The organism is Leuconostoc lactis KCTC 3528 = DSM 20202 (assembly GCF_014651235.1).
Lineage (GTDB): Bacteria > Bacillota > Bacilli > Lactobacillales > Lactobacillaceae > Leuconostoc > Leuconostoc lactis.
This window is the reverse complement of the sequence record NZ_BMWM01000021.1, coordinates 16,569-29,103: the sequence shown is the minus strand read 5'-3', so window position 1 is coordinate 29,103 and position 12,535 is coordinate 16,569. Positions and strand designations below refer to the sequence as shown.

Sequence of the window (12,535 nt, the reverse complement as noted above, 5' to 3'; positions counted from 1 at the left end):
ATACCAATCGAGATCTTCTTACTTAATCTACGTCACTAAATTCGTTCAAGTTATTTCTTGCAATCTGCCTTGATTAAAAACAATCTGTTTACTCACTCAGTAAACACTTAAAGTTTTTAGACAGACTTTAATTATATTATGTCACTCTAATACTGTAAACACTTTTGTGACGTTTAACCCGATGACAGCCAAAAAAAATACCAAACACACCCTGTGCTTGGTATTTTTTTTGTTATTTTTTTTCTGCAATCACGGATTTGACTGGTCCAAATGACCGGCGATGAATTGGCGTCACCCCAAGTTCTGCCAGTGCAGCCAAATGTGCTTTGGTGCCATAACCAGCGTGTTGTGCAAAACCATAACCTGGATATTGCCGATCGTAATCGGTCATCATGCGATCACGGGTCACTTTTGCAATAATACTAGCCGCCGCAATGGAATTACTCCTAGCATCCCCTTTAATCAACGATAACTGGGGAATATCAGTCTGCAACGTCATCGCATCAATTAATAAGTAATCTGGTTCAGGTGCCAGTTCAGCGACTGCTTGCGTCATGGCCAAGCGCGCTGCCTCGTAAATATTAATGTCATCAATCACCGCGGCATCAACCACGCCAATCCCAATCGACAGTGCTTGGGCGATAATGCGATCAAATAATTGGTCGCGCATTTTTTCAGACAGTTGCTTAGAATCAATCACGTCGAGTTCTGCAAAATCATGCGGCAAAATAACCGCTGCTGCCACCACTGGCCCTGCTAAGGGCCCGCGTCCAACCTCATCAACACCAGCAACATGAGACAGCCCTTGATCCCACTGTTGGGCTTCAAAGGTAAAACGGGTTTTGAAATTCTCGCGTTTGGCTGCTAATTTCAATTGTTGCTTGTCCCATTGCTGCAACGCCTGTTGAACGCCAGTCCGACTATCTTGCCGCCAATTTGCTAAACGCGGATCAGCTGGATCCGTTATGGCTTTAAGACTATTTTTAATTTGTGCAATTGTTTCTGCCATATCACTTACACGTCAAGAAGATCTAAAGTAAAGGGCCCAAGTTTGCCTTTACGCAAGTCATTTAAGACACGTTCACTGGCCTTTTCATAATCGTCCTTGAAGCCAAGTTTTTGCGTAATGTCCAGCAAAATTTGCACACTGGCCTCATCAAACACGTTCGCATCTAAATGGTAGCGTGAAATAATCGCCTCTGGTCGGTAATTACGGAAGAAATCAAGTAAGAACAAGACCGCATCATCCTTAGCAAAAATCGTGTCTTTGACGGCGCCAGTTAAGGCTAATTTCAACCCAACGGTTTGATCTTCAAATTTCGGCCACAACACACCCGGTGAATCAAGCAATTCGAGCTTGGTTGGCGTTTTAAGCCACGCAACCTTCTTCGTCACACCAGGTCGATCCGCAGTTGGGGCAACGTTTTTCATCACCAGATGGTTCAGTAAAGTGGACTTACCAACGTTAGGAATCCCCGCAATCAGTGCCCGAATGGGTTGATCTTGAATCCCACGGGCCAGTTGCGCGGCCTTTTTAGCTTCCACGGCACGGCGCGCCGCCTTTGTCACCAACTGTGGTGTTCGTGGGTCACGGGTATCCAACACTAGCACTGTGTGCCCTTGGGCTTCAAAGTGTTGCTTCCAAGCACGTGTTTGCTCAGGATCCGCTAAATCAGCTTTCGTCATGATGAGTAAGCGTGGTTTTGAACCAATTAACTTATCAACTTCTGGGTTACGAGAACTTTCAGGAATGCGCGCATCCACCAGTTCAAAAACTACATCCACTAACTTTAAATTTTCGCGCATCAGGCGAAAGGCTTTGGCCATATGACCAGGGAACCATTGAATAATTTGTGCCATATTCGTCCTTGCTGCCAACAATTTGTGCCAGCAGTTCCTCCATCCTATTTTTTATCGTCCTGCTTGATAGCGTTCCCAAGCTTGATCAAAGATTGACATTTCGGTCAAGTAAGACGCATTTTCTTCTAAATAATTTGAAATATCATCAAAATCTGTGCTTTGCTTTGGAAAAGTTAAGTCCAAAAAAGCGTTATTGGCAAACTGCTGTATTTCATCTGCAGCCACCGCGTTACGATTTGTCATCAACCAATCATAAAATGACCGTGCACTATTTGCCATTTTCAAGCCCCCCTTCAAAGACAAACTGCCCTGCTTTTAAATCAATAATTTTGGCGCGAAATGATAGCCCATTTGTCACTGGTAATTTTGACATATCAATAAAAATCTGCTGTTTACCAGGATTAATCGTCACAAACTTTGGCGCGTGATAACTGCGTTTCACATATTGCATCACGACACCGATTGGTAAGGGTAAATTACCAACGCGTAACGTTTTTGCCGTTAAAATCACATTCCCATTTTTGGTCACTTCTGGTGTCATGGCTAAGCCAAAACGAAAGGTATCGCCCAGCATTTTTGTCTGCCCGTACAAAGTAATCGTGTCGCCAACTCGAAAAGTATAATTTTCAGTGTGCGTATCTTTCAAATAATAATCAACTAAGGCATTGACCTGTTTGGTATTTAACGTCACGTCAAAGGTGGCATCAGTTTTGGCAATTTTAGCCGGTGAATCAGTTATTGGCGTCTTTTGAGTGGCCAAATAATAAGTGGTGCCGATACCTAGAAGCAAGAAGAGCACTAAGGTCCAAAAAGCCCAAAACCAAATTTTTGGTGATCTTTTTGCAACTTTCGGTCGTGTTAAGGGGTTGTCAGCCATGCAGCTTGTCCTCGTCTCATTTGTTCAAATAATTGGGTCGTCATAAAGTCATACCCTTTTTTATTGGGGTGATAATGATCTGTTGTACTAATCCAGTCGTTCGTAAAGGCTGGCTTTTCAGCTAGTTTTGTCATGAACTGATCGGGATTTTTAGTTGTTTGATCGGCGATCTCTGCTGATGCGATGAGTTTTTGACGCGCACTTTCGGTGCGATATTGCCCATAAGTTAAACCAAATACGTCGACATAGTGGCTATTTTTATCCGCTTTGGCCACTTCCTGGTTAATCGCATTAAACAGCGCAACATCCGTATTGAAATCTTGCCGATTCGGAAAATGAACAAAAATCGGATTATAATTCCCAAAAATGTAAATCGGTGCATCGGGATTGTACTGTCGAATCGTCTCAAAGAGTGTCCGCAACTGCTGACGGTACGCCGACTGCCCCGCTTGAACGGCTTTAGTCAACGCTTCAGGGGATTGTGCTGATTGGTTTTTAAGGAGGAGTTGTTGCAAATCATTGCCACCAACCGTCAGGATAATCGCTTGCGCGTGTTGGATGTCTGACTGCATTTTTGGTTGTGTTGCTAAGCGATGCTGGATTTGATCAGAGCGATCCCCCGAACGCCCATAATTGGCCATGGTTACTTTGACAGCATACTGTTGTTGTATCTGCTTGGCAATCCGACCCGTGTAGCCTTGTTGCTTGCCATCATCGCCAACACCTGCCGTCAGTGAATCACCCAATGCGACCAATGCCACTTTATTCACCTTGGCTATTTTGGCAGCTTGTTGCGGTGTCGCTGTATTCAGTGCTGGTTTTTTCATGGTCAGCCAAATGCCGACGCCTAAACCGACCAGTAACAACACAATACTGCCAATCGTCACATACTTTCGCATCCTTGTCCCCTAAAAATTTGATCTATTCTATTGTAACAAAAAAAGCGCAATCAAGCGATTGCGCTTATATTATTGCTGAGCTAAGGCAATAATTTTCAAAATGGTATCCGTTGCTTGCGCCATGGTTGTCGTTGAGACATATTCAAACCGGCCATGCATGTTCTCGCCACCAGCAAATAGGTTTGGTGTTGGCAAGCCCAAGAACGTAATCTTTGAACCATCTGTGCCACCACGTACAGGTTCAATCAAGGGTGTGATGCCCAATTCTTGCATCGCCTTCTCCGCCAAGTCAACAGAACGCATGTCGTCTTTTAAGATTTCACCCATGTTATAGTATTGATCTTTAAGCGTGACCGTCACACGGGTTTCCCCAAATGATTGGTTGAATTGTTCAGCAATGTCTAACAAGCGTTGCTTACGCGCTTCAAATGTTGCGCGATCATGATCACGAACAATGTAACGTAATTCCGCTGCTTCTGGGTTCCCAGAAACTTGCATCACATGCCAGAAACCTTCACGGCCAGCAGTATGTTCTGGTCGGTCATGTTCTGGTAATTGCGCATGGAAATCAAAAGCCACTTGAATTGCATTGATCATGGTGTCTTTTGCCGTACCTGGATGCACATTACGGCCTTGAATTGTCACGGTTGCACCAGCAGCCGAAAAAGTTTCCCATTCTAATTCACCAGCTGGACCACCGTCAACCGTGTAAGCAAAATCCGCCCCAAAGGCTGCCGTATCAAAGTGATCCGCGCCGATGCCAATTTCTTCATCTGGTCCAAAGGCAAAACGCAATGGGCCGTGCTTAATTTCAGGATGGGCAATCAAATATTGCGCCGCTGTGATAATTTCAGCAACCCCAGCTTTATCATCAGCGCCAAGTAGCGTTGTCCCATCTGTTGTAATCAACGTATGACCCGCATACTTTTTCAAGCTTGGGAAATCATCTGGGTTAAGTTCATAGCCACTGTTACCCAATGGAATCGTTGCTTGACCATCATAATTTTCGATAATTTGTGGTCGCACATTGGCGCCGTTAAAGTCTGCCGTATCAACATGGGCAATAAAACCAATCGTTGGCACACTGTCATCATCAACGTTACTTGCCAGTTCCGCAAACACGTAACCATCCGCCATGGTCCGGACATTTTCCAGACCAATGGCTTGTAATTCAGCTGCTAAGTCAGCCAAAAAGGCCACTTCTTTAGGTGAAGATGGGACTGTTGTTGCCGTCTCATCTGATTGGGTATCCACCGCAACATATTTCAAAAAACGTGATACTAATTCAGGATATTTTTCGCTTGTCATAATCTATTCTTGATTCACGACACTGTGCATGTCGAATCGCGATCCTTTCTATCTTTTGGCCGACAAATTGTCCGGACGTCCCCGAAATCTTAGATATAGGTGTATGGATCCGTGTTAGTTGTTGTCGGAAATGCTGTCAGCTGCTCACCAAACCACTCATGCACTTTGGCTGCCATCGGTGTGGCTGCAATGGCCTCCATATGATGATCAGGGTCAATCACCACAAACCCAGCCGCCAAAATATCATGCCCAACATGATAGTAAACATCAGCGGTCACAAAGGCATCGGCGCCGGCTGCTTGAGCTTGTTGCCAATAACGCCCCCCATCACCACCTAAGACGGCTACTTTTTGAATTGGTTTAGTCAAGTCATCGGCGATAACCCGCAGAGTTTGAACGCCAAAGCGCGTCCGTAATTGGGCAGCATAATCAGCTACCGAAATTGGTGTGGCTAACACGCCAATGCGCCCCAAACCGGTACGCCCATCGGCATTCGGCACTAAGGGTTCAATCGCGGTGAGGGCTAACGCATCAGCCAACCAATCATTCATGCCGCCCGCGGCACTGTCTAGGTTGGTGTGTGAGGCATAGACCACAATATTATGCTTGATCAGATCCGCATACATTTGGTTTTGTGGTTGACGCAAATCTAAATTTTTAGCCGGAAAAAACATCGCTTCATGATGTGCCCAGATAAAATCAACCGACTGCGCAATCGCTTCAGCCACCACTTCTGGCCGCACATCAAGCGCCGTCATCACCCGGTGAATCGGTTGGTTGGGATCACCAATTTGTAAACCTGTGGGATCACCCGCTTCGGCCAATGTCTTTGGTGCAAACTGTTCAATTTGATCAATTAACATTTGGGCTGTAATCATGACAGCACCTCTTGAATGTCTTGGAAACGAGCTTGCCATTGTTGATAAGCTCGTGTATCAGCTTTACCAGCCGCAGTCAGACGTTCAAAAATCAAGCTAATCCGATCTGCTTCCTTTTGCCATTTCGCTTTAAAAGCAGGTGATTGCTCATCGCGTAAAAACGGTCCAAACACGAGATCTTGCGCTGATAATGTTTGGTTGCCTGGCTTGGCTACAATAATTTCATAAAAATGTTTGTCTTCTTGCACAATACGTTCGTGCGTAATCTGATACCCATGCTGCACTAACCACTCACGCACAACCTGTTCATCCGTATTGGGTTGCAAAATTAGTGTTGTAAAACTTTGTCCCCGTTGCTTAGCTGCTGCTAAAATGTCGCGAATTAAAATCCCGCCCATACCAGCAATCGTCACAGTATCCACCTGATCGTCGTCCGTCACAGCCGCTAAACCATCCGCTAAACGAAGCGCTGTGGCAGCTAATAACCGTTGTCTTTTCAGTTCTTGCCGTGCATTTTCCAAAGGGCCTTTGGCCACCTCACCGACAACCGCAAAATCAATATGTGATTTTAATAATAAATGTGCTGGCAAATAGGCATGATCAGATCCAATATCTGCCAGACGTGCACCTTTTGGTACAAAACTTGCCACCGCGGCTAAGCGGGGCGATAAATTGACACTATCCATGGTTAGATTCCTTTAATTCTAGTATATCATAACACGTCACATTATGACTATTCACTCATAATTCCCTAACAAAAAGGCCAGCAACAAGTGCTGAACTTAAAGTGTTACTTGACAAAGCCGTCATCTGTCATCGCTGCCTGGAATAACGCCACGACATCTTGCGGTTGTAGCGTTACATAAGCCGCTTGATCAAGATGGCCAACTGTCACAGCACTATTGGCCATCGCGTCAAAATGGGTATCATCCGTGATCCCGACACCTGGCAAAGTTGTTGGTACATTCAATGACTTAATCCAATCAAATGTGGCTTGAATGGCCCCTTGCGCAACTGTTGCATCATCACCGGTCAATCCCCAGACCTCACGACCAAATTGGGCAAAACGTGGTTGCGTTTCTGCTGACAAACTCCGTTGCATCCAACGTGGTGTCATAATTCCTAAGCCAACGCCGTGCGTAATGTCATAATAAGCCGATAATTCGTGTTCAATAGGATGAACAGTCCAACCATTCGTGTTCCCCACGTCAACTAAGCCATTCAATGCCATTGTTGAGGCCCACATTAAAGCTGCCCGCGCGTCATAATCATTGGGATTAGCCAACGCGATGGGCGCATTTTTGATTACTGCCCGATACAATCCTGCCATCATCCCTGATGTCACATCGTTTGGTGTTTGGTCAAAATATTGTTCCGTCAAATGACTGAAAATATCAATCGCCCCAGCGGCTGTTTGCCATGGTGACACAGAAAATGTCAACGTTGGATCCAAGAAAGATACGGCTGGTGAGTTTGGACCACCAGTGCCTAGCTTTTGGTTGGTTTCGGGATTTGAAATAACCGACCCGACGTTCATTTCTGTTCCTGTAGCTGACAAAGTCAAAATATCTACCACAGGTAATTGGGCAATTTCATAACGCTTTGATGAATCAACGACCAAATCCCATGGATCCGCATCATAAAATTTTGATGACGCAATGACTTTAGCCGCATCAATCACCGAACCACCACCGACCGCCAAAACCACATCAATATCATGTGTTTTTACCAAATCTTGCCCGACACGAACAGAATCAATTTTCGGATTAGGTGCAATGCCTGATAATTCGACAACTTCCAAATCCGTTAAGGCGGCCCGTACGCGGTCATACAAGCCAGATTGCTTAATTGACCCACCACCAAATACGAGTAATACACGTTGACCGAATTGAGCCACTGCATCATGTAATTCGGTGTCAATCACATTTTTCCCAAAACGGATCGCCGTTTTGTTCTGGAAGTTAAAATTATTCATATGAACTATACCCTTCTTTCTACTGTAATATCATACCATAATTTGGCTATCTTTTAGGGTTAGGCCAATCCCCGGTGCAGTTGGCACGGTCATCAAACCTTGGCGCACCTGCAAATCCGCCGTCGTGATATCTGAAGTGAAATAGCGTGAACTAGCAGAAATATCACCGGGGATGCTGATTTCTGGTAAACTCGCTAAGGCTAAATCAACCCCACGTCCTAAATTACTGCTTAACATCCCACCAATCCATGGTTGAAAGCCTGCTTGGTGTAATAATTTAATCGCGGTGACAGCAGCTGTAATCCCACCAATTTTCCCTTGCTTAATCGTAACTGCTGAAGCAGCATGTAAGGCAATGTTGGTTGCCACGTCAGCTAGGTTGTTCACGCTTTCATCCAAACTCAGCGGTTGTTTCATTTGGCGTTGCAACGCAGCATGCTGGGTAAAATCGTGTTCGCCAAAGGGTTGTTCTACAAACAAGACATTAGCAGGAAGTGCCTTTAATTGCATAGCCGTTTCAGGATTAAAACTGCTGTTGGCATCCAGCGAAAACTGTTGCTCGGGATAGCGCGCTAACACGTTCATTAACGCTGGTAGATCCGTTTGTCGACCATCAATTTTTAATTTAATCCGTCGATATCCTTGCTGTATGGCTGTACGAATGGCTTGGTCCGTTACTGGCATTCCAAGTGCTATCCCAACTGGGACTTCCGGTTTGACGCCCCCCAACATTTGCTGCAACGACTGCTGAGTGAGCTTACCAACTGCATCCCAAACAGCCATTTCAACGCCCGCTTTCGCAAACGACCCAAAGGGAGTCACCCGCGCCAGCTGCGCAGCAAAATCACTCGGTGAGGTAAATTGCCAAGTACCAATCACAGGTTTGATTAAAGTCTCGACAATATCTTGACTGGTTTTTTGCGTTTCTAATGCATAATGATAATCCGCAAACGATTGAATTTCGCCATACCCTATAGCCGTTTGCGCTGTCGTGTCATCATAAACGGTCAATTGCACCAGTGTGAGCGGTCGGATTGTGGTGATGCCGTGCGCTGTTGTAAATGGTTGGTTTAAAGTTAATTGAATTGGCCAAGTGACCATTTTTTCAACGTGATACATGGGCTTTTAACCTCGCAATCACTTGGTTTGGTTGTTCAAAATGCACGTTATGTCCCGCATCAGCAATCACAGCCTTTTGTGCATTTGGCAATTGTTGTAACATTTTATCAGCTAAATGGTTAAATTTAACATCTTTTTCGCCAACGATCAGTAAGGTTTTGACCGTCACCTCTGCCAATTTTGGCCAGAGGTTCGGTTGGGCCCCGGTACCCATACCAATCAGTGACTGCGCCACATTTTCAGGTCGTTGTTGCAGCCGTTGTTGTCGCATTTGCTGTTGTTGGTGCGCTGGTAATTGTTGTTGCGAAGCAAATAATGGGATTGCTTCCCAGGCTGTCACAAAACTCGGAAAATCTTGTCTGATATGCGCCGCTTTTGCCGCATCTGCTTGCCGTCGTGCCACACGATCGGCAGCAGTTGGGAGCCCAGCTGTCGCACTTTCTAGGATTAAGCTCGCCACCTGTTCAGGGTGTGCAATCGCAAATCCCAAAGCCAAACGTCCGCCCATTGAATAGCCGAATACATGCACTTTTTCCCAATCATAAGCGATCAAAATCGCTTGCAAATCAGCGATTTGGTTCGCCATTGTAAAGCGTTCAACGCGCGTCACCTCAGGTGCACTAGCGCCAAAACCTAATAAATCAATTGCCAACACGGTCCCGGGTAATGCCGAGATTAACTGATCAAAATCATGCCGCGAGCCCATAAAACCATGTAATAGCAGCCACTTATCCTGAGTTGAAGAATTTTCTTGATAGGTCACCTGGTACGGATAACCCGCAATGTTGACCACTTGCTCAGTCATCTGGCTCACCTATAAAGCGGTGATGGGCCACCACATTGGCCTGCCGATCACTCGTGTAGGCGATAAGACGCGGTCCGTTGACCGGTTGTGCCAGCACCTTTTCTAAATCGTCAGGTGTCGTCAAATCAACAAAGGGCATCTCATATAAAGCGGCAATTTTTACCATATCCAAGCCTAACGGTGTCCCAAACAATAAGTCAAAATAATCTGGTTCAGCCGCTTGTGGCAAAAATGAGAAAATCGCCCCACCATCATTATTGACCACAATAATATCAATCGGCAATTGATATTGTCGGGCCATCATCAAGCCATTCATGTCATGGAATAAGGTCAAATCACCGGTGAGTAGCACACTGCGCTGTGGCGTGGTGCTACTCATCCCCATTGCCGTTGACACAACCCCATCAATGCCATTGGCACCACGGTTAGCATAAATTTGTTGCGTCCTTTGCCCAGTAAAGACATCATCCATATCACGAATCGCCATACTATTAGCCACAAAAATTGGCGTTTGGGGCGCAACAAATTGATCCAATACGTGTGGTACTGCGAGTTCACCAATTGGGTGGCGTGGCACTTGATTGAGTGTTTGCCACTGGGCATAAAACGTTGGCTGATTAGCAACTGTCACATCACTTAAAAATGCATGCGGTGTTTGCGCAATCGCGCGTGAAATATGCCTTGAATGGTCGGTACCAGCCTGTTCATCAACATGCCAAACGGGAATATTTTCTTGGCGTAACCATTGCAGCACACTGGCCGAAACAGGCGTTGCCCCAAAACGGATGACAAGGTCTGGTTTGGGCATCGTTGCCAGTTTGCCCGCTTTAATTAAAGCATCAATCCCATAAATTGTTTCTGGGGTACGCGCCCGACTCAACACATCCGCAATCACAGGCACATGATTAGCACGAGAAAATTGGGCCAATGCTTGTTGATAAGATGGCCCCTCATTCGGACCGGCTAAAATCACGACCCGTTGATAAGCCAGTTGTTGTGGGGCAAAGTGTGGTGTCGGTGTCTCAAAATCAACCGGCGCAATGATAATCGGTTCCGGATCATGAAGTACTGGCATCAGTGGTTTCCGTAAGGGCAAATTAATTTGTAATGGGCCTTGCGGCGCAGATACGATGCGATGCACCATCTTTTGGACCATAAAATCAATATAAGCGGTCACATCCGAATGTGGATCTTGTAACGTGACTTCAAGATATTGCTTCGTCAAGTCACCAAATAGACGCTGTTGTGACAATGTTTGCGGTGCGCCATTTTGTTGCAGTTCAGCTGGTCGATCCGTTGACAAAATGATTAAGGGAATATGTGAAATAGCAGCCTCTGCTATCGCTGGCGTGTATTCTGTAATTGCGGTGCCAGAAGTGCCTAGCAAAGCGACGGGTTGCTGTAACGTTTTGGCAATCCCTAAAGCAAAAAAGCCTGCTGACCGTTCATCGACATCAATATATAGCTGCAGTTGATCTTGTTGATGGGCAAATTCAGCCAGCAGTAAAGCAATGGGCGTTGATCGTGAGCCCGGTGAGACCACAAAATGCCGCACCCCACTTTGAAAAAGCGCCTGTAACAAATGTTTCGTATTTTTTGTTAACGTTTCATTCGACATGATTGTAGTCCTTTAACAATTGCCGCATGGGTTCAAATTTCAACCCAGTTTCTTCATATTCTTGTTGCGCATCGGAGTCAGCCACAATCCCGGCACCAGCAAATAAAGTTGCTCGTCGCTGCGTTTGATTCACATACATGGCACGGATACCAACCACAAATTCCCCACTATTATCTGCGGTAAAATAGCCAATAGGACCGGCAAACAAGCCACGAGGTGTCTTCTCATGGGTCGCAATATAATGCAGGGCCGCTTCATGTGGGACGCCACCCAGTGCTGGTGTTGGATGTAAGCGGTCAACAATCGCGGTCACACTTAAATGTGCCGCAATGTCCCCTGTAATTGGTGTGTACAGATGCTGAACTTGCTTATTTTTGAGTAAAGTTGGCGTTGCCGGCACCTTTAGCGACGTCGTCACGTCTTGCAAGCGTGTCGTGATACTTGCCACGACATATTGATGTTCAATGCGGTTTTTCTGACTGGCTAACAACGCTTCGCCTAACGCGATATCGTCAGCGCCATCCGTCCCGCGCCGGCTTGTCCCAGCGACAGCCGCCGTAGCGAGCTGACCATCTGACATAGCCACTAATCGTTCCGGTGTTGCTGATATAAACAATTCATCATGTCTCTTTAAAACCACATGATACGTATTCGCCTGCTCAGCTAACGCACGAATAATTTGTGCCAGTCGTAACGTGTCGGATAACTGCAGGGTCTGTTGCCGACCAAAAACGACTTTGGCTAAGGCTTGATCGATGGCTAAGGTATCAATCAAATTCTCTGTCCGTTCGATCCAATCCACTTCATCTGTCACATGACTAGTGGTCACCGTATTTGGCTGTTTTGGCACGAACTGCGCCAGCCACGTCGTAAAATCAGATACGGTATCTGATCCGAACGTGATTTTATCTGCCGCGATGGTCACCATCACTTCGGGGACAAACCAAAAACCCGCCATCAATTCAGACTGCGGGTACTCTTGCTCATCAAATGACTGCGCACCAAAAACAACCGCACCTTGTAATGCCTGAGCCGTTTTTGCCGTAGCGATTGCGCCAATGCCAAAACGTAAAGTATCATCAGTGGGTGTCGCAAAGTAAGCGCCAAATTCAGTTGTTTCAAGTGCCACATAGAGTTGCTGTAAGTCGCTTTGAGCCAACGCGCGCGTTTCGTGATATGTCATCATATTGCTACCT

13 protein-coding genes are annotated in these 12,535 nt (G+C 46.0%); all 13 read right to left on the bottom strand.

The window, feature by feature from the left end; all coding sequences use genetic code 11:
• Positions 1 to 232: 232 nt before the first annotated feature.
• The gene (gene rnhB, locus IE039_RS06410) at positions 233 to 1,009 is read right to left on the bottom strand and encodes a ribonuclease HII (protein WP_048700812.1); all 777 of its coding nucleotides are present in this window, start codon (positions 1,007 to 1,009) and stop codon (positions 233 to 235) included.
• A gap of 5 nt (positions 1,010 to 1,014) precedes the next feature.
• Entirely contained in the window at positions 1,015 to 1,860 is an 846-nt protein-coding gene (ylqF, locus tag IE039_RS06405; RefSeq protein WP_010004045.1) for a ribosome biogenesis GTPase YlqF, read from the bottom strand.
• Positions 1,861 to 1,911: 51 nt separating this feature from the next.
• Positions 1,912 to 2,139 (bottom strand): YozE family protein, encoded by a 228-nt coding sequence (locus IE039_RS06400; protein WP_010004046.1) that lies wholly within the window; start codon positions 2,137 to 2,139, stop codon positions 1,912 to 1,914.
• Positions 2,129 to 2,737 (bottom strand): YpmS family protein, encoded by a 609-nt coding sequence (locus IE039_RS06395; RefSeq protein WP_010004047.1) that lies wholly within the window; start codon positions 2,735 to 2,737, stop codon positions 2,129 to 2,131. The genes IE039_RS06400 and IE039_RS06395 overlap by 11 nt, the downstream gene beginning before the upstream one ends.
• The gene (locus IE039_RS06390; RefSeq protein WP_010004048.1) at positions 2,719 to 3,636 is read right to left on the bottom strand and encodes a DUF459 domain-containing protein; all 918 of its coding nucleotides are present in this window, start codon (positions 3,634 to 3,636) and stop codon (positions 2,719 to 2,721) included. The genes IE039_RS06395 and IE039_RS06390 overlap by 19 nt, the downstream gene beginning before the upstream one ends.
• 69 nt (positions 3,637 to 3,705) lie before the next feature.
• Complete coding sequence (gene pepT / locus IE039_RS06385; protein ID WP_010004049.1) at positions 3,706 to 4,944, bottom strand: peptidase T; 1,239 nt, start codon at positions 4,942 to 4,944, stop codon at positions 3,706 to 3,708.
• Between the two features lie 89 nt (positions 4,945 to 5,033).
• Positions 5,034 to 5,822, bottom strand: a complete 789-nt coding sequence (locus IE039_RS06380) for a Nif3-like dinuclear metal center hexameric protein (RefSeq protein ID WP_010004050.1) — start codon at positions 5,820 to 5,822, stop codon at positions 5,034 to 5,036.
• Entirely contained in the window at positions 5,819 to 6,508 is a 690-nt protein-coding gene (locus IE039_RS06375; RefSeq protein ID WP_010004052.1) for a tRNA (adenine(22)-N(1))-methyltransferase, read from the bottom strand. The genes IE039_RS06380 and IE039_RS06375 overlap by 4 nt, the downstream gene beginning before the upstream one ends.
• Before the next feature lie 104 nt (positions 6,509 to 6,612).
• Entirely contained in the window at positions 6,613 to 7,797 is a 1,185-nt protein-coding gene (locus tag IE039_RS06370) for an iron-containing alcohol dehydrogenase (RefSeq protein ID WP_010004054.1), read from the bottom strand.
• 30 nt (positions 7,798 to 7,827) lie between these two features.
• Positions 7,828 to 8,916 carry an o-succinylbenzoate synthase gene (gene menC, locus IE039_RS06365; protein WP_010004055.1) on the bottom strand — a complete coding sequence of 363 codons (1,089 nt, stop codon included), beginning with the start codon at positions 8,914 to 8,916 and terminating at the stop codon, positions 7,828 to 7,830.
• The gene (gene menH / locus IE039_RS06360; protein ID WP_010004056.1) at positions 8,903 to 9,721 is read right to left on the bottom strand and encodes a 2-succinyl-6-hydroxy-2,4-cyclohexadiene-1-carboxylate synthase; all 819 of its coding nucleotides are present in this window, start codon (positions 9,719 to 9,721) and stop codon (positions 8,903 to 8,905) included. The genes menC and menH overlap by 14 nt, the downstream gene beginning before the upstream one ends.
• Positions 9,714 to 11,339 carry a 2-succinyl-5-enolpyruvyl-6-hydroxy-3-cyclohexene-1-carboxylic-acid synthase gene (gene menD, locus IE039_RS06355; protein ID WP_010004057.1) on the bottom strand — a complete coding sequence of 542 codons (1,626 nt, stop codon included), beginning with the start codon at positions 11,337 to 11,339 and terminating at the stop codon, positions 9,714 to 9,716. Before menD ends, menH begins: the two co-directional genes overlap by 8 nt.
• Positions 11,329 to 12,522 (bottom strand): isochorismate synthase, encoded by a 1,194-nt coding sequence (locus tag IE039_RS06350; protein WP_189428926.1) that lies wholly within the window; start codon positions 12,520 to 12,522, stop codon positions 11,329 to 11,331. Before IE039_RS06350 ends, menD begins: the two co-directional genes overlap by 11 nt.
• Between the last annotated feature and the right edge of the window lie 13 nt (positions 12,523 to 12,535).